The sequence below is a fragment of the Bacillus gobiensis genome, assembly GCF_001278705.1.
GTDB classification, from domain to species: Bacteria; Bacillota; Bacilli; order Bacillales; family Bacillaceae; genus Bacillus; species Bacillus gobiensis.
Genome location: NZ_CP012600.1, coordinates 2892548 through 2910190, shown reverse-complemented (window position 1 = coordinate 2910190; position 17643 = coordinate 2892548). Strand labels below are relative to the sequence as shown.

Annotated in this window: 17 protein-coding genes; all 17 read left to right on the top strand. The window is 39.6% G+C overall.

The features are described from left to right. Positions 1-108 precede the first annotated feature (108 nt). The 17 genes from AM592_RS14555 (at position 109) to gmd (ending at position 17499) form a co-directional block, all read left to right on the top strand. Positions 109-1197 (top strand): glycosyltransferase family 4 protein, encoded by a 1089-nt coding sequence (locus AM592_RS14555; RefSeq protein ID WP_053604463.1) that lies wholly within the window; start codon positions 109-111, stop codon positions 1195-1197. Continuing rightward, on the top strand, positions 1194-2348 hold the full coding sequence (locus AM592_RS14550; protein ID WP_053604462.1) for a glycosyltransferase family 4 protein: 1155 nt from the start codon (positions 1194-1196) through the stop codon (positions 2346-2348). Before AM592_RS14555 ends, AM592_RS14550 begins: the two co-directional genes overlap by 4 nt. A gap of 26 nt (positions 2349-2374) precedes the next feature. Further along, complete coding sequence (locus AM592_RS14545) at positions 2375-3436, top strand: glycosyltransferase family 4 protein (protein ID WP_053604461.1); 1062 nt, start codon at positions 2375-2377, stop codon at positions 3434-3436. After that, positions 3433-4845, top strand: coding sequence for a lipopolysaccharide biosynthesis protein (locus tag AM592_RS14540; protein ID WP_053604460.1), 1413 nt, complete (start codon positions 3433-3435; stop codon positions 4843-4845). Before AM592_RS14545 ends, AM592_RS14540 begins: the two co-directional genes overlap by 4 nt. Next, on the top strand, positions 4842-5939 hold the full coding sequence (locus AM592_RS14535; RefSeq protein WP_053604459.1) for a polysaccharide pyruvyl transferase family protein: 1098 nt from the start codon (positions 4842-4844) through the stop codon (positions 5937-5939). Before AM592_RS14540 ends, AM592_RS14535 begins: the two co-directional genes overlap by 4 nt. Further along, positions 5936-7318 carry a sugar phosphate nucleotidyltransferase gene (locus AM592_RS14530; RefSeq protein WP_053604458.1) on the top strand — a complete coding sequence of 461 codons (1383 nt, stop codon included), beginning with the start codon at positions 5936-5938 and terminating at the stop codon, positions 7316-7318. Before AM592_RS14535 ends, AM592_RS14530 begins: the two co-directional genes overlap by 4 nt. Before the next feature lie 18 nt (positions 7319-7336). Then, positions 7337-8653 (top strand): UDP-glucose dehydrogenase family protein, encoded by a 1317-nt coding sequence (locus AM592_RS14525; RefSeq protein WP_053604457.1) that lies wholly within the window; start codon positions 7337-7339, stop codon positions 8651-8653. A gap of 437 nt (positions 8654-9090) precedes the next feature. Next, on the top strand, positions 9091-9645 hold the full coding sequence (locus AM592_RS14520) for a CpsB/CapC family capsule biosynthesis tyrosine phosphatase (protein WP_053604456.1): 555 nt from the start codon (positions 9091-9093) through the stop codon (positions 9643-9645). Between the two features lie 193 nt (positions 9646-9838). Continuing rightward, positions 9839-10543, top strand: a complete 705-nt coding sequence (locus AM592_RS14515) for a sugar transferase (RefSeq protein WP_053604455.1) — start codon at positions 9839-9841, stop codon at positions 10541-10543. Positions 10544-10597: 54 nt separating this feature from the next. Continuing rightward, positions 10598-10720 (top strand): hypothetical protein, encoded by a 123-nt coding sequence (locus AM592_RS25015; RefSeq protein WP_264080134.1) that lies wholly within the window; start codon positions 10598-10600, stop codon positions 10718-10720. A gap of 716 nt (positions 10721-11436) precedes the next feature. Beyond that, on the top strand, positions 11437-12183 hold the full coding sequence (locus tag AM592_RS14510; RefSeq protein ID WP_053604454.1) for a YveK family protein: 747 nt from the start codon (positions 11437-11439) through the stop codon (positions 12181-12183). After that, positions 12173-12871, top strand: a complete 699-nt coding sequence (locus AM592_RS14505; protein ID WP_376773376.1) for a CpsD/CapB family tyrosine-protein kinase — start codon at positions 12173-12175, stop codon at positions 12869-12871. Before AM592_RS14510 ends, AM592_RS14505 begins: the two co-directional genes overlap by 11 nt. 30 nt (positions 12872-12901) lie before the next feature. Continuing rightward, complete coding sequence (locus AM592_RS14500) at positions 12902-13666, top strand: tyrosine-protein phosphatase (protein ID WP_053604453.1); 765 nt, start codon at positions 12902-12904, stop codon at positions 13664-13666. Between the two features lie 281 nt (positions 13667-13947). Further along, positions 13948-14829: a UTP--glucose-1-phosphate uridylyltransferase GalU gene (galU, locus tag AM592_RS14495; RefSeq protein ID WP_053604452.1), complete on the top strand. Its 882-nt coding sequence runs from the start codon at positions 13948-13950 to the stop codon at positions 14827-14829. Between the two features lie 18 nt (positions 14830-14847). Further along, positions 14848-15534 (top strand): sugar transferase, encoded by a 687-nt coding sequence (locus AM592_RS14490; protein WP_053604451.1) that lies wholly within the window; start codon positions 14848-14850, stop codon positions 15532-15534. Positions 15535-15546: 12 nt separating this feature from the next. Continuing rightward, the gene (gene fcl, locus AM592_RS14485; protein WP_053604450.1) at positions 15547-16488 is read left to right on the top strand and encodes a GDP-L-fucose synthase; all 942 of its coding nucleotides are present in this window, start codon (positions 15547-15549) and stop codon (positions 16486-16488) included. Between the two features lie 30 nt (positions 16489-16518). Continuing rightward, positions 16519-17499 carry a GDP-mannose 4,6-dehydratase gene (gene gmd, locus AM592_RS14480; protein ID WP_053604449.1) on the top strand — a complete coding sequence of 327 codons (981 nt, stop codon included), beginning with the start codon at positions 16519-16521 and terminating at the stop codon, positions 17497-17499. Positions 17500-17643: the final 144 nt, after the last annotated feature.

The window sequence follows — 17643 nt, the reverse complement described above, 5'->3', positions numbered from 1 at the left end:
AGTTAACCCCCCACCTATTTCCTTCGACTCTCGGAACCCTGAGGCGGAGGTCTTACTGCCCGTTAATGCGGGATAAAATGAATGAAATGACAAAGGGGGCAATGACCCGTGCGTGAGCTAATTGTTGATGCAAGAATGATTAACGCATCCGGAATCGGAACCTATTTAAAAAACATTTTGCCTTACATGTTTGAAAGGTTCAAGAAGCAAGACAACGTTCGAATTACGCTACTTTATAATTCGGAAGACAAAGAGACCATTCAGAAGTACAGTGCAAAAGGCACGGATATCAAGCTGGAAGCCGTCGATAAAGGCATCTACTCGATCTCCGAGCAGCTGTATTTCTTGAAGAAAAAATACAGCAAAAATACGGTGTTTTGGTCCCCTCATTACAACATTCCTTACTTTTACAATGGGGACTTGATCGTAACCGTCCATGATGTTTATCACTTGGACGATCCGCTCGGTACGTTATCCAAAGCGGAAAAAGCATACGCAAAAATCTTTTTTACGCGAATCAGGAAGAAAGCGAAAAAAGTCATTACGATCTCAAACTTTTCGAAGGACAGACTGCTGGAGCAGGCGAAGATCAAGCAAAATGTCGAAGTGATCTACAACGGGGTATCCGATGTATGGAGACAGTACGAAACATTTGAAGCGAAAGGCTTTAAGTATTTCATCTATGTCGGAAACGTTAAGCCCCACAAAAATCTTCAAGTATTGCTTGCCGCTTTTACAGAATTGAAGCTTCCAGATTACAAGCTTGTAATCGTAGGAAAAAAGGAAGGCTTCATTAATGGAGATCAAGAAACGAGCTCGCGAATCGATAACGAGAATATCATTTTCACAGGCAGAGTCAGCGACGAAGAACTCATGTCGTATGTGAAGTCGGCAGAAGCGCTTATTTTCCCATCATTGTATGAAGGATTCGGACTTCCGCCGATTGAAGCGATGGCGATGGGCTGTCCGACGATCGTTTCGAATGCGGCTTCGATTCCTGAAGTCAGCGGAGACGCTTCGCTTTATTTTGACCCGTTAAACAAGGAAGACTTAAAGCAGCAAATGCTGACGCTGATCAATGATGACAAGCTTAGGGCTGAGCTTGTGAAAAAAGGCATCGCCCATGCTGAAAAATTCAAGTGGAAGGATGCGGCTAAAAGCACAATTAAGATCATAGAGGAAGTGGTGTTGAGATGAAGGTAGCTATTATCCATGACTGGTTAACGACATATGCCGGCGCGGAAAAAGTATTGGAAGAGATTCTGAAGATCTATCCGGAAGCGGATGTGTTTTCCACGGTTGATCATTTGGAAGATAAGGATCGCGCGTTTTTGCAAAATAAAAAAGTAAACACCACCTTTATCCAAAATTTGCCGTTTTCTAAAAAGAAATACCGCAACTACCTGCCGCTTATGCCGTTTGCGATCGAGCAGTTTGATCTTTCGCAATATGATCTGATCCTTTCAAGCTCTTATGCTGTAGCCAAAGGAGTCATAACGGGACCGGACCAGCTGCATATTTCGTACGTCCATTCCCCGATCCGCTACGCATGGGATCTTCAAGCCCAGTATTTAAAGGAAAGCAATTTAACGAAGGGGCCGAAAAGCTTGCTAGCCAGGTACCTGTTATTTAATATCCGTAACTGGGATTACCGGACGGCAAATGGTGTAAATCACTTTTTATCGAACTCCGATTTTATCGGGAAACGGATTGAAAAGGTCTACCGCAGACAATCAACAACGATCTATCCGCCGGTAGACGTCCACCGCTTCCAGATGAAAAAAGAAAAGGACGATTTCTACGTAACCGCATCGCGGATGGTACCTTATAAAAAAATCGACCTGATCGTCTCGGCGTTTTCAAAAATGAAAGACAAAAAGCTGATTGTCATTGGCGACGGGCCAGACTTCAAAAAAATCCACGCGAAAGCGGGAGACAACGTTCAGCTGCTCGGCTACCAGCCATACGAAGTCCTGGTGGATCATATGCAGCGGGCAAAAGGATTCGTCTTCGCCGCAGAAGAGGATTTCGGGATTACGCCTGTTGAAGCTCAGGCGTGCGGAACACCGGTCATCGCTTTCGGAAAAGGCGGATCGTTGGAGACAGTTAAATCGATTGACACAAGCACGAAACCGACTGGAGTGTTTTTCGAGCGGCAGGATGAGGAATCAATTATCGCGGCCGTCAAACGCTTTGAAGAACACGGCCATTTAATCAATCCGGTCTTCTGCAGAGAGCATGCGATGCGGTTTTCGCCGGAAACGTTCCGAAACGAGTTAAAAAGCTTTGTCACGGAAAAAACGAATGAGTTCTACCAAACACAGAACAAGATTAGAAACGCAAACTAGTTTTACTGAATGGAGGCCGGCTAACCATGCGTGTATTTATGGAACCTAAAGAAAATCCCGGCAACAGTTACAACCATTTATTATCTAACTCGTTGGAGCAAAAAGGTGCCGACGTCATTGCGTTAAATAAGAAAACGATCATCAAGGTGTCCAAGGGCGATATCGTCCATTTTCACTGGCCTTCCCATCTGTACAGTGGGAATTCGCCAATCAGTACCGCGATTAAATCCGTTACCTTTATGGGGATTCTGAGCTACTTCAAGCTAAAGCGGGCGAAAATCGTCTGGACGATGCATAATGTGTGGCCGCATAACGTGAAAAAAACGCGATTCCAAAAATGGTACCGATCGCTCGTTTGCTCGTTCATGAACAAAATCATCATCATGAACCAAGGGCTGTCGGGTGAAATCAGCCGGCAATTCAACGTGGATACTGGCAAAATTGACGTGATCAAGCACGGGCATTACATCGGCGAATATCCGTCAAAGCAAATCGATGTCCGAAAGCAGCTGAATATTAAGGAAACCGATTTTGTCTACGGTTTTATCGGCGCTATTTCTCCGTATAAGGGAGTCGAAGACCTGATCGAACAATTTCAAAAAATCGAAGGGGATCACTTAAAGCTCTTGATTTGCGGTAAGGTATCGAAAAGCTTCAACAAAGAGATATTCGACTCAATTAATGACGACCGGATCATCTTGAAGCTCGAATTCATACCGGATGATGAGCTCCATGACTATTTAAATGCGCTTGACGCGATGGTGCTTCCTTATAAAGTGATCACCAATTCCGGATCAGCCATCCTGGCGCTTTCCCATCACGTCCCATTAGTGATTCCTAATGTGGAGACGCTGAAGGAATATATTCCGGAAGGATGCGCCGCTTATTTCGATAAAGGTGATTCTGCAGGCTTAAGAGACGCCATGCGTGACATTACGAAGCTGGACAAGCAAGAGTATGAAAAGGAACGGGCGAAGCAGATCAAAGAGTTAAGCTGGGAAAACATTGCCGAACAAACGATACAAGCCTATGAATCAACCTTTCCGCTCGTTGCGCGTGAAAAAGAAGGGAAAACGGTTAAATCATGAGCAGAGAAAAGAACTTTATGAAGAATATCCTGATTTATACGATCGGCAATTTCTCGTCCAAGCTGCTCGTCTTTATCATGCTTCCTGTCTATACCTATTATCTAAGCGTCAGCGAGTACGGCCAGTTTGACCTGATCGTCACGATTGTCAGCCTGCTCCTTCCGCTCGTTTCCTTTCAAATGAGTGAAGGAATCTACCGGTATTTATTAGATGCTAAGAATGAGGAAGATCAAGCACGGGTCATCACGAACGGACTTCTCGTTGTCTTTAGGAATGTCCTCATCTTCAGCTTAGGCTTTGCTTGTGTGAATTTCTTTGTCAAAATTGACTATTTCTTTTTGATTGAAGGCTATTTATTAGCACTGGTGCTATCAACCGTTTATTTGCAAATTGCCCGGGGGCTGAAGCGAAACCTCGAGTTTGCGATTGCGGGGATCGTCTCAACAGTTGCCAACGTTACCATGAATATCGTCTTAATTGTCGTTTTACATTTAAAGGTGGAGGCGCTCCTTATCTCGGTCATCACGACATCGGTCACGATCGTCCTGTACATCGAAATGCGGGTGAAAGTCTTAAGATTCATAACGTTCAAACTAATTGCGGGCGATGTGACGAAAATGTTAACCCTTTACTCGCTCCCGCTCATCCCTAATTTAATCAACTGGTGGGTGATGAATGCATCCGACCGCTTGGTGCTGAATTACTTTATCGGGTTTGAAGCGAATGGGGTTTACGCCGTCGCTACCCGGTTTGCCACGATCATCATGGTGATAAACCAAATATTTTATCTCTCGTGGCAGGAGACTTCGATTACGGAATACAACTCGAAGGACCGGAATGCGTTTTATTCGAAGATGTTTGATAAGTATATGAAGTTTCAATTCAGCGGCTTGTTTGGTTTACTCGCCTTCAGCTTTCTCTTAATCGCATATTTCATCGACGGAGATTTTAAAGAAGCCTATTACTATATGCCGCCGCTGTTTATTGCGATGATGTTTTCGGCGTTTTCCTCCTTTTACGGGACGGGTTTTCAAAGCGCCAAGGAGACGAAGGGTGCCTTTTACAGCTCGATTGCCGGCTCGGTCTGCAACATGATCTTAAACTTGATTCTCGTTCCGCAAATCGGAATCATGGGCTCGGCCATATCAAACGCGACATCGTTTTTCGTCATGTGGGTGCTCAGAATCTATCAAACAAGAAAATATTTCTCCATCACGATCGATTTCAAGATGCTCGGTTCCCTGTTTATCCTGCTTGCAGGTTTTCTTGTGATCTATTATTCAAATGTCTTTGCGCTAAAGATAGCTGCGGTAATAGCCGCGCCAATCCTGTTTTTGTTTTTGAATAACTGGATGGTAAAAGGTATTTTTCGAAAAATAAAATTTAGCCCGGTAAAGGAGAAACTATGAGAATCGTATTATGGGGTTATTACGGAACAAACTACGGCGACAATATCATGATGGATACGATCGTAAAATTTCTAATTTCTAATGACGTCAAAATTACGCTTGTCGATTTATTCAAAGGGAATTTGAAAGAGATGTATAAAGACGAGCCGCGAATTGAAGTCGTTGAATTTTACCGATTAGGCAAGGTGAAGAAGCTGATGGCCCTGCGCAATTTCGCAAAAGCGGAGCTTAATCTGTGGGGCGGAGGCACGATCTTTACCGATGAAGACGGGGATGGAAATTACTCTTTCTTTTCCCTGGTCAAGCTATTCGGCGGGAAAATCGGCTATATCGGCGTCGGCATCGGAAACTTGACGAAGCAGGAACGAGTGAAAAGGACAAGATATCTTTTAAACGCAAGCTCGTTTCTCGTCTTCAGAGACAGTACATCGCTGTCCCGCGCCAAAGCGATTTCTGACAAAAACACGTACCATTTAGCAGAAGATTTGTCGTATCTGTTTTTTGAAACGGTGGCAAAGGATACGGAGCAGCCTGCTCATCCTGAACCATATATGTTAATCACATGGCGGAACCTGAAAAGGTATGTACCTGCTGAAAGGGAACAGTCGTCAATGAAAGCTGTCGTAGCTTGTGCCAAGCACGATTTGGACAACAACATCATTCAGAAGGTTGTGCTTTCGCCAATGGATACTAGACACGACATCGAAAGCTGTCAGATGCTGATGAAGCTGCTTGATGAAGAGAGCATTCCGTACGCTTATGATGATTCGACAGATTTTGAGTATATGACCAAGCTGATCAAGCACGCGACGATCCACTATTCCGGCAGGCTGCATGGCAGTGTCGCTTCCGAATACTTCGGCATCAATACAGTCGCCATGTGCTACAGCCCGAAAATGGAGTACTTTTATCAATCGATCAAGGCGGATAACTATATCAATATAACGGAAGAAGGGATGACACCTGATGCTTTAATGAAAAAGGTGGGCCGCAACTCAATTAGCTTTGACGAAAAGATCGCAAGCTCGTACAACAATATTACGTATTTTGACAATTTCTTAAAACAAAAGATCATAGGAGGGCAAGCAATATGAAATTGATTCTTCTTTCAGGCGGTTCAGGAAAAAGGTTATGGCCACTATCTAACGATTCCCGTTCAAAGCAGTTCTTGAAAATTTTAGAAAACGAACAAGGCATCGCAGAGTCCATGGTTCAGCGTGTATGGAATCAATTAAAGAATGTTAATCTGTCCAACAATACCGTCATTGCAACAAGTAAATCACAGGTAGATATGATCCAAAGTCAGCTAGAAAATGAAGCAGGTCTCATCATCGAGCCATGCCGTCGCGATACGTTCCCGGCCATCGCGCTTGCAGCAAGCTTCCTATACAGTGAAGGCGGAGTGAACCCTGATGAAGTTGTTGCCGTACTTCCTGTCGATCCCTATGTACAAAATAACTTTTTTGATAAAGTCAAAGAGCTCGAAACAGTCATAAGCGAAACGAACTCCGATTTGGCCTTAATCGGTGTCACACCGACGTATCCATCTGAAAAATACGGCTATATCGTTCCAGAAGCGAATAGCGGTGATTCAGCGTACTCCTCTGTTGAACGATTTACGGAAAAACCGAAGGAGAATGTCGCAGAAGAGCTAATTGAAAAAGGAGCGCTGTGGAATTGTGGCGTGTTTGCCTTCAGACTTCGCTATGTCCTATCAATTTTAGAGCAAAAAGGGTATCCGACCGATTACTTCGAATTGCTCGCTCAATACGAATCATTCCCGAAAATCAGCTTTGACTACGAGGTTGTTGAAAAAGCGGAGAAGATTTCAGTCGTTTCCTACGACGGCTACTGGAAGGATCTTGGAACTTGGAATACGTTAACGGAAGAAATGAGTACGAAGCAGCTTGGCAAAGGCGTCATCTGCGACAAGACACAAAACACGCACCTTATTAATGAGCTCGACATTCCGGTTACTGTGCTTGGCGCAAACAATTTAGTCGTCGCCGCTTCACCGGATGGGATTTTAGTCGCTGAGAAGGAAGCGAGCCCGCAAATCAAAGAACTTGTCTCTGGATTTGACCAGCGCCCGATGTATGAAGAACGCCGCTGGGGCTGGTACAAAGTTCTCGATTATACAAAATTCGAGGATGGCTCAGAAACGCTGACAAAACGAATCGGCATCGCTCAAGGCAAAAACTTAAGCTATCAGCAGCACTATCAACGCAGCGAGGTATGGACCGTCATTAAAGGTTACGGCGAATTTATTTTAAACGATCAAATTTTCCAGGTGAACCCGGGAGATGTCTTGGAAATCCCAGTATCCGCGAAGCATTCAATCCGTGCGATCAGCGAATTGGAAATCATCGAAGTACAACGCGGCTCACAGCTTGTTGAAGAAGATATCATCAGACTAGAAACCGATTGGGATGCCATTTTAGAATCCATTAAAGCGGCTACCGTAGCCGGATAAAAAGGAGCGGAAAAATATATGAAAATATCAATTGTAGGAACGGGATATGTCGGCTTGGTAACTGGCGTCAGTCTTTCGGAAATTGGCCATCACGTGACGTGCATTGATATCGATGAAGAAAAAGTCAATAAAATGAGAAACGGCATCTCGCCGATTTTCGAACCGGGCCTAAACGAGCTCATGACAAATAACATCGCCAAAAACAGACTTCGCTTCGAAACGGATTATGAAATTGGCTTTGCTGATGCAGAGGTCATTTTCATCGCCGTCGGCACACCGCAAAAAGAGGACGGCCAGGCAGAACTGAAATACGTAACTGCAGTAGCCGAACAAATCGGCGAAAACGTGAAAAACGACGTCATCGTCGTCACGAAAAGTACGGTTCCAGTTGGCACGAATGACTATATCTTAGATACGGTGAAAAAAAATCTCGCCCGTCCGGTGAAAATCACTGTCGCCTCCAATCCTGAATTCTTAAGAGAAGGCTCAGCCATCCAGGATACATTCCACGGCGACCGCATCGTCATCGGAACAGGCGATCAACAATCGGCAGACAAGCTGGAAAGCATCTTTCAACCGTTCGGTATTCCGATCTACCATACGGACATCAAAAGTGCTGAAATGATCAAATATGCATCCAACGCGTTTCTTGCAACAAAAATCAGCTTTATCAATGAAATCTCAAACATTTGCGAGAAGGTCGGCGCGGACATCGAAGCCGTCGCCACCGGAATGGGACAAGACAAACGAATCGGCAGCCAATTCCTAAAAGCCGGCATCGGCTACGGCGGCTCCTGCTTCCCGAAAGACACAAGCGCGCTGGTGCAAATTGCCGGAAACGTCGCTCACAACTTCGAGCTGCTTAAATCGGTTATTCAAGTGAACAACAAGCAGCAAGCATTACTCGTACAAAAAGTCATCACCCGCCTGGGCAAAATCCAAGGCAAAAAAATCGCACTGCTCGGCCTAGCATTTAAACCGAACACAGACGACATGCGGGATGCGCCATCGATCATCATCGCCAAACAACTCGATGCGTTAGAAGCCAACATCACCGCTTACGATCCAATCGCAACTGAGCATGCAAAACGAATCCTTCCTGACACTGTGGAATATAAAGACAGCATCGAAAGCGCAATTAAAGATGCGGACGCTGTACTGATTCTAACTGACTGGAAGGAAATCAAAGAATTCCCGCTGGCAAAGTATAAAGAGTTAATGAAGGCTCCTCTTATCTTTGACGGCAGAAACTGCTTCGAGCTAGAAGACGGCTATCAAGCAGGTGTTGAGTATCACTCTGTAGGAAGAAAAAGTGTTGTTCCTGTTTGGAATTAAGAGTATTTGAAAGAAACCATCCTGTTCCACTTTTTTATTAAGTGGGCGGGATGGTTTTTTTTGTCGTTTTCTAATGTGAAAAATATCGGAAAATTTCGATATATCAATGTTTCAAGTCCAAAGACCTATTCAATACTCTATCAACTATTACGATAAAGGATAGATAAAATCTAAGAAAATTAAAAAAATTCAGGTAATTAGCTACTATTCATGTAAAGGTAAAGTCTTGTACGATTAAATAAAAAGTCTTGGGAAAAAGGATGGATCAGAAATCAGTGGCAGAAACTGTCGATCTTCTGAACAATCGGTTCGATTCAGCCTTATCCTGCTGGTTTCTTCCCCATGAGTGATAGAGGAAGGAAACATGGACTTATGTCATGTTTACACACCATCAGTCTTAACGGCAGTAGATGCGCAAATTTTAGGGAACCAAGTCAATGGATCCAAGCGGCAAAACGAATAAAGATCTGGTCGTAAAAGCAAAGGAAACATTAACCTCTTCAAAAAGCAAATTAATCAGAGCCGTACAAAAATGGAGTAAAATTCTTAATCTAATTATCACGGAAACAAGGAAGTTTCTGATTCTTTTCGGTAATCATAAGATCAAAAGGAGAGGGAGGAGTTTGTTAGATGACGGCTTCAAGTCCTTTGCCGAAAGCATTGAGATGGCAAAAGAAGCATGCAGCCAAGGGATTACTACAATAATAAGTATTCCCTTTGATCACGTCCCAAGATATGCTGTAAAGCTTCTGTTTAGTATTCAGATAAAAAGATATATACCCATTATCACACATACGGAAATAAACTGGAAAATCATGCTAAATCCGAAGCGATCGCTTAATCTAATAAAAAAAGGAGTAGAGTCTCAAGTTACAGCTTCCAGTCATGCAGGGAACTTTGGAAAAAACATAAAAAAATTTTCCCGGCAGCTCATTTATCATCAGATACACATAACCGAACAAACCGTCAATTTGAAAGCGGTTAAAATATGATTAAGAAAGTATTTGGGCAGGATTATGTTTAATTTTTCACAGAGAATTCGCAGTTTTTGAGCGAAGGAAAACGAATATTAAAGAGACGCCAAGTTGAAGTGAGAAGAAGGATGATATTATGGTTATTTTAAATATTCTATATGAAACAAGTGATGTTACTAGCTGATGAAAAAAATCGTAAAGGTGGAGTAATATGGACAACGCAGCTTCTAAAAATAAACCTTTAGTAAATGTAGAAGCAACTGATTCAAACAATTCACCCAATGTCACTCAAAAACAAAGTTTTCTTTATCTAGCAATTAAAAGAGTAGTCGATATTATAGGAGCTCTTGCAGGTTTGGTTGTAACTGCTCCAATGTTCATATTAATAAGTTTACTGTATTTATTTGGTGACAACAAAGGACCAGTCTTTTTTTGTCAAAATCGAGTAGGTAAAAATGGTCGAATATTTAAAATGTTTAAATTTCGTTCAATGATTGTAAACGCGGAGGCAGTATTAAAAAATAATAAAGATCTTTACAATAAATACTTACAAAATAATTACAAACTAATACCAGATGAAGATCCTCGTATAACAAAAATAGGACGATTTTTAAGAAAAAGCAGCTTAGATGAATTGCCTCAACTTATAAATGTTTTAAAAGGTGAAATGAGTCTAGTTGGTCCTAGACCGGTAATCCAAGAAGAGTTAAAAGAATACAATCATCGTTTAAAAGATTTCCTTGCTGTTAAGCCAGGGGTTACAGGTTATTGGCAAATTTGTGGAAGAAGTCAAGTAGGGTATCCGGAACGTGCAAATTTAGAGTTTTATTATATTGATCATCAAGGTTTTAAGTTGGATTTAAGGATTATTTTTAATACATTTATATTGGTAATAACCAGAATGGGAGCATATTAATAACAAAACTTGAAATACTGTATTTTAATAAGTGATATTGATTGGAGAAAGTATATGGGAAAAGCGGGTTTTTTAGATGGAGATAAAGCACCGGGATACTATGGTATTGGTCAGAAGATAGCATATGCAGGTTTTATGCAACCTATAGATCAAGCAGTATACCGTCAATATCTTTAAAGGAAGAAACTGTTTTGAGCTTGGAGACGGCAATCAAGCAGGTGTTGAGCATCATTCTGTATGAAGAAAAAGTGTTATTCCTGGTTGGATCTAACAATAAAGAAAGATGTTTTTCCCCCATCCCGTACCACTTTATTAAGTGGGCGGGATGGTTTTTTTGTCGTTTTATTACGCACCGCAATGCAGATAAATTGTGGCATAGAAGCATTTTAGGTCTAAAGACCTATTAAATTCTCAATTTTCTCTTACGATAATTGATAGAGAAGGTCAAGTGAAAATTTAAATAATTCAGGGTACTTAGTTGCTATTCATGTAAAATTAAAGTCTAGTACAATGATATGAATAATCTAAAATCAAGAAAGGGGATTTAGTAAAAAAGGATGGCAAATAGAGAATATTTAACTCCTGAAGAAATCGAGTACAGGAAAGAGAGGAAGAAAAAAATTTTTTATCTGTTAGTGCCGATTTTTGCCACAATTTTAGGTGGGGGAATAACGTTGTTAATAGGGAACTTATAGCGCTTACATAAAATTTGAAAAAATCGGCACCTGTCAATTTGTGTCGATTTTTGTCATGAAAATATTGGGAAGTAGGTCTTTTCAAGTGAATATAAAGATGTATAATCAATATATATAAATATAAATGCCTAGTAAATATTATCTAAAAATAGTTTCTGGACATAGTTAATTAAGTACAAAAGCACCAAGGAGGACATGATGGAAGAAACTATCAATTTAAAAGAAATATTCTCGATATTGAAAAAAAGAATGTGGCTAATCATCATAATTACAATGATTGCAACAATGACGAGTGCAGCAGTCAGTTTTTTTGTTCTGACTCCTACATATGAGGCATCGACTCAAATTCTCGTGAATCAATCGAAATCGGATGAGCAAGCTTTTAATTACAACGAAATTCAAACAAACTTAGAACTAATTAATACATATAATGTCATTATTAAAAGCCCTGCTATTCTTCAAAAAGTGAAGCAAGAGTTGAACCTTGAAGACTCGGTTGAACAGATGAACAGCCAGATTTCCATAGAAAGTGAAAATCAATCTCAGGTTGTAAATATTTCTGTTCAAGATCCCAACCAAGCAAAAGCAACAAATATTGCGAATACGGTAGCTAATGTTTTTGAAACAGAAATTAAGAATATTATGAATGTAGACAATGTAAGTATTTTATCCAGGTCTGAAATAAACCCAAGCGCTGCACCTGTTAGTCCAAATATTAAAGTTAATATAGCGATTGCATTTGTTGTCGGCCTAATGGTGAGTATAGGACTAGCATTTTTATTAGATTACTTAGACAACACTATTAAGTCAGAAGAAGAAATTGAAAAAATGCTTGAATTGCCAGTGCTTGGAACGATTTCTAAGATCAACCGCGAGATGGAAATGAATACAAAGAAGCAAAAGAAATTAGAAAGTAATGTAAGAGGTGAATCTCTTGGCTCGTAATCACAGAAAAAATTTCAGATTGAATTCACGCAGCTTGATAACTATTATGGAGCCTAAATCTCCAAGCTCAGAGCAGTATAGAACCATACGCACAAATATAGAATTTTCTTCAGTCGATAAAAACGTTCGTTCCATTCTAATAACTTCAAGTGGACCAGGGGAAGGAAAATCAACAACTGCGGCCAATTTAGCTGTTGTGTTTGCTCAGCAAGGAAAACGTGTGCTTTTAATTGACAGTGATCTAAGAAAACCAACTGTACAATACACATTCCAACTTGATAATACGGATGGTTTAACAACTGTTTTGCTTAAACAAATGTCTTTAAAGACGATTGTCCAAAAATGCATGGTTGACAATCTAGATATTTTAACTAGCGGACCTATACCGCCAAATCCAGCTGAACTGCTGTCTTCGAAATCTATGGGTAAACTTTTGGAAGACGCCTATAAAATATATGACATCATTATTTTTGACTCACCTCCCGTTCTGGCAGTTACTGATGCTCAGATTCTTGCAAATCATACAGATGGGTCTCTATTAGTTGTATCCAGCGGGAAAACCGAAAAAGAGTTAGCCGTAAAGGCGAAAGAAGTGCTTTCTTCTACAAAGAGCAAGCTTCTAGGAGCAGTATTAAACGGTAAAAAGCTAGAGCAAAGCTCGTACTATTATTATTACGGCGGAAAGTAGAACATTAAATAAAGAAAGGGGGGCATGATCATGATAGATATCCACTGCCATATATTACCTGGATTGGACGATGGTCCGGAGGAAATGGATGAAAGTATAAATATGGCAAAAGAAGCTGTTTCTCAAGGTATTCATACGATCATCGCTACTCCTCATCATAAAACAGTTACATATAATAATGAAAAAGAGTCGATATTACCTCTTATTTCATCATTGAATGAAGAAATTAAAAAAGAGAATATTCCATTAAATATTTTTCCGGGACAAGAGCTTCGAATAAATGGCGAGTTAATTGATGAATTCCAAAACGATCGATTGTTAGGACTCAATCAATCGAAATATTTGTTGGTAGAATTTCCATCTGATCATGTCCCGCGTTATGCTGAAAAATTATTGTTTGATCTTCAATTAGCAGGTCTAACACCTGTTATTGCACATCCTGAACGCAACAAAGAAATAATAGAGAATCCTGATCAATTATATAAATTAGTTAAAAATGGTGCTTGTACACAATTAACATCCGCCAGTATAACAGGTCATTTCGGTAAGAAAATAATGAAATTTTCAAATCAGCTTATCGATGCATCCCTTGCACATTTTTTAGCATCGGATGCTCATAACTTAACAAATCGTTCTTTCCTTTTTGAGAAATCTTTAAAATCAGTAAAAGATAAATATGGTAATGATATGGTATATCTCTTTACAGAGAATGCGGAGCTGCTTTTTAAAAATCAATCAATTATTAAAGAGCCCCCGAAGAAGGTTAATAAGAAGAAAATACTTGGATTGTTTTAAAAAGTGATTCTTCTCGACTGTGAGTTCTTTATTAAGAACTAAATATTCGTTTTGAAGTTCATCTTAGGGTGATGCCTCCCAACCCCTATCAAGTGAGGCACTCGGCTTTGCTGTGGGTCATTGCACCTTAGACGCGAGTCGTCATTAGCAGAGTGTGAGGACGGGTTAGATGCCCAATTATTATAAATTAATATGTCCTTAGGTTAATTTGTCTCTTTACCTTTGAAGATAATATTTATCCTCTAAGTTAAAAAGATAAAGACAAAAAGGAGAGATAATGTATGAAAAAAGTGAAAAAGGCAATTATTCCAGCAGCTGGTTTAGGCACGAGATTCTTACCCGCAACAAAAGCAATGCCAAAGGAAATGCTGCCCATAGTTGATAAGCCAACGATTCAATACATTATCGAAGAGGCGATAGAATCAGGAATTGAAGACATTATTATTGTTACAGGAAAAGGAAAACGAGCGATTGAAGATCACTTTGATTACAATTTTGAGCTTGAGCAAAACCTGATCGAAAAAGAAAAATATGAAATCTTAGAAAAAGTAAGACAATCTGCTGCAATCAATCTTTATTATATTCGCCAAAAAGAACCAAAAGGGTTAGGACATGCTGTATGGTGCGCTCGAAAATTTATTGGAGATGAGCCGTTCGCTGTATTACTAGGTGATGATATTGTTCAATCAGAAATCCCATGCACAAAGCAATTGATTACAGAATATGAGAATACGGGATCTTCCATCATTGGAGTACAAACTGTACCTGATAATCAAACCTACAGATATGGAATCATAGATCCAGAAACAAAAATTAATGATTTATACAAGGTAACTCGATTTGTAGAAAAGCCTGAAAAAGGAACTGCTCCTTCTAATTTAGCAATAATGGGTCGATACCTTTTAACCCCTGAGATATTTGAGTGTTTAGAAAAACAAGAGTCAGGTGCAGGGGGAGAAATACAATTAACCGATGCGATTCAAAAATTAAATGAAACCCAGTCAGTATATGCTTTTGATTTTGCTGGGGTACGACATGATGTTGGAGAAAAATTTGGGTTTATAAAAACAACACTGGAGTTTGCTTTACAGCATGATGATCTTAGGAAAGACTTGCTTGTTTTAATGGATAAACTGGTAGAGGATTCAAAAGTTTATAGGTAGGAGAGAGGAGCGAGGTGGATGTCAGGATTTCCAGATGGTGGCGAGAAAATTCAAACATCATCTACACATCTATTAACTAAAACAGATATACACGTAAGTGTTACTTATTCACTTGGTAAAAAGATGATTGATATCACAGGTGCTCTTATAGGAATAATTTTATTAAGTTTAATATTTTTTATAGTCGCTATATTCATTAAGCTTGAGGATCCGAAAGGCCCAATATTTTTCAAGCAAGTCCGAATTGGGAAAAATGAAAAGCCGTTTAAAATGTATAAGTTTCGTTCTATGGTCAGCGATGCAGAAGAAAGATTAACGGAACTTTTAAAGCATAATGAGGTTTCTGGTGCAATGTTCAAAATGAAAAAAGATCCAAGGGTGACGAAAGTAGGAAAATTTCTAAGGAAAACAAGTATCGACGAGCTGCCACAGTTAATTAACGTACTAAAAGGAGAAATGAGCTTAGTTGGACCAAGGCCCCCTCTCCCAAGGGAAGTTGAGGAATATACAAATTATGACAAACAGCGATTACTAGTTGTCCCAGGATGCACAGGCCTTTGGCAAGCCAGCTCGAGAAATAGTGTAGGGTTTAAAGAAATGGTTGAATTGGATTTAGAATATATAAAGAAGAGATCATTGATATTTGATTCCTATATTATCCTAAAGACAATATTTATATTATTAGGTTCTAAAAATGCATATTAAAGGGTGAGACTTTTGGATAAAAACAAGAAAATCTATGTTGCTGGACATAGAGGTTTAGTAGGTTCTGCAATAAAGAGAAAATTAGAAACAGAAGGTTATGAAAATATAATTGTTCAAACGAGTAACGAACTAAACTTAATTGATAAAGAGAAAGTAGATCAGTTTTTTGAGAAAGAAAAACCAGATTATGTGTTTCTTGCAGCTGCAAAAGTTGGTGGGATTGTTGCTAACAACGAGTTTCCTGCGGACTTCATTAGAGATAATTTGCTCATACAAACCAATGTAATCGATGCTGCTTATCGAAACGGAGTAGAAAAGCTACTATTTCTCGGCAGTACTTGCATCTATCCCAAATTAGCTCCCCAGCCATTGAAAGAGGAGTACCTACTTACTGGTGAATTAGAACCTACAAATGAGCCTTATGCGATAGCAAAAATAGCAGGTATAAAAATGTGTCAATCTTATAATCGTCAATATGGAACTAATTTTATATCTGTCATGCCAACTAACCTGTACGGTCCGGAAGATAACTTTGATTTACATACATCACATGTGCTTCCAGCATTAATTCGTAAATTTCATGAAGCTAAAGAAACAAATGCTGATTCTGTAGAAATTTGGGGAACAGGTACACCTAAAAGAGAGTTCCTTTATTCAGATGATTTAGCAGATGCGTGTGTTTACTTGATGGATAACTATACAGGAAATGACATCATTAATATCGGGGTAGGGGAAGACATTGCCATTAAAGACCTTGCTGAAACTATTCAAAATGTAGTCGGATTTAATGGGAAACTAACCTTTGATACATCCAAGCCTGACGGAACTCCTAGGAAGCTTGTGGATGTTACAAGGTTAAACGATATTGGTTGGAAAGCACAAACCAATTTAAAAGAAGGTATTCAAAAAGCCTATCAATGGTTCCTTGAGAATGAGTTAACAGCAACTAAATAATAAATACTAAATAATGGAGATGATATATTAATGAAAACGGCGTTGATTACTGGTGTAACTGGACAGGATGGATCTTATTTAGCGGAACTTCTTTTAGAAAAAGGATATAAGGTGTATGCCTTAAGAAGACGAACAAGTACACCTAACTATGAAAACGTTGAGCATATTAAAGATCAATTAGATTGGATTGATGGAGACTTAACAGATTTGGCTTCTTTAATCTCAGCTGTTCAAATCTCGCAGCCAGATGAGGTCTATAACCTAGCAGCACAATCATTCGTAGCAACTTCTTGGCCACAGCCACTTGCGACAGCCCAAATTACAGCAAATGGTGTAACAAACATGCTAGAAGCTGTTCGTATAATCAAACCAGATGCTCGCTTTTATCAAGCTTCAAGCTCAGAAATGTTTGGGAAAGTGCTCGAAATACCTCAGAAAGAAACAACACCTTTTTATCCTCGTAGCCCATATGGAGTAGCAAAAGTATACGGCCATTGGATTACTGTTAACTATCGTGAAAGCTTTAATATGTATGCTTGTTCCGGCATTTTATTTAACCATGAATCACCACGACGTGGTTTAGAATTCGTAACTCGTAAAGTAACAGACGCCGTAGCACGTATTAAATTAGGATTGCAAAATGAGCTTAGAATGGGTAATTTGGATGCACAGCGAGATTGGGGATTTGCTGGTGATTATGTTAAAGCAATGTGGTTAATGCTTCAACAAGATACCCCGGATGATTATGTTATTTCTACTGGAGAAACACATACAGTTCAAGAGTTAGTTGAAATTGCTTTCAATCATGTTGGACTAAATTGGAGTGAATATGTAGTTATTGATGAGAAATTTGTACGTCCAGCGGAAGTGGATCTACTTTTAGGTGACTGTTCGAAAGCAAAAGAAAAATTAGGTTGGGAGTTAGAAGTTGGTTTTAAACAACTAGTTGAGATGATGGTGGATGAGGATTTAAAGAAATTACAGTCTGATAAGATTTCTCAACTAAACTAAGTTTTTAAAATAATAAAGTCATTACTTTACAGATCAAGTATTTTGATTCGAATATGGGAAATTCACTCTGAATTTGAATTAGTATTTAAGGTACACTATTTAAAATTAAAATAGAGTAAATAATATTGAATATCACTATAAAAA

Excerpts from the sequence above, each read along its gene's own strand:
- AM592_RS14540 (WP_053604460.1), top strand. The coding sequence starts at position 3,433 with ATGAGCAGAGAAAAGAACTTTATGAAGAATATCCTGATTTATACGATC.
- AM592_RS14545 (WP_053604461.1), top strand. The coding sequence starts at position 2,375 with ATGCGTGTATTTATGGAACCTAAAGAAAATCCCGGCAACAGTTACAAC.
- AM592_RS14515 (WP_053604455.1), top strand. The coding sequence starts at position 9,839 with ATGGACAACGCAGCTTCTAAAAATAAACCTTTAGTAAATGTAGAAGCA.
- AM592_RS14550 (WP_053604462.1), top strand. The coding sequence starts at position 1,194 with ATGAAGGTAGCTATTATCCATGACTGGTTAACGACATATGCCGGCGCG.
- AM592_RS14520 (WP_053604456.1), top strand. The coding sequence starts at position 9,091 with ATGGATCCAAGCGGCAAAACGAATAAAGATCTGGTCGTAAAAGCAAAG.
- gmd (WP_053604449.1), top strand. The coding sequence starts at position 16,519 with ATGAAAACGGCGTTGATTACTGGTGTAACTGGACAGGATGGATCTTAT.
- AM592_RS25015 (WP_264080134.1), top strand. The coding sequence starts at position 10,598 with ATGGGAAAAGCGGGTTTTTTAGATGGAGATAAAGCACCGGGATACTAT.
- AM592_RS14535 (WP_053604459.1), top strand. The coding sequence starts at position 4,842 with ATGAGAATCGTATTATGGGGTTATTACGGAACAAACTACGGCGACAAT.
- AM592_RS14530 (WP_053604458.1), top strand. The coding sequence starts at position 5,936 with ATGAAATTGATTCTTCTTTCAGGCGGTTCAGGAAAAAGGTTATGGCCA.
- AM592_RS14525 (WP_053604457.1), top strand. The coding sequence starts at position 7,337 with ATGAAAATATCAATTGTAGGAACGGGATATGTCGGCTTGGTAACTGGC.
- galU (WP_053604452.1), top strand. The coding sequence starts at position 13,948 with ATGAAAAAAGTGAAAAAGGCAATTATTCCAGCAGCTGGTTTAGGCACG.
- AM592_RS14490 (WP_053604451.1), top strand. The coding sequence starts at position 14,848 with ATGTCAGGATTTCCAGATGGTGGCGAGAAAATTCAAACATCATCTACA.
- AM592_RS14500 (WP_053604453.1), top strand. The coding sequence starts at position 12,902 with ATGATAGATATCCACTGCCATATATTACCTGGATTGGACGATGGTCCG.
- AM592_RS14510 (WP_053604454.1), top strand. The coding sequence starts at position 11,437 with ATGGAAGAAACTATCAATTTAAAAGAAATATTCTCGATATTGAAAAAA.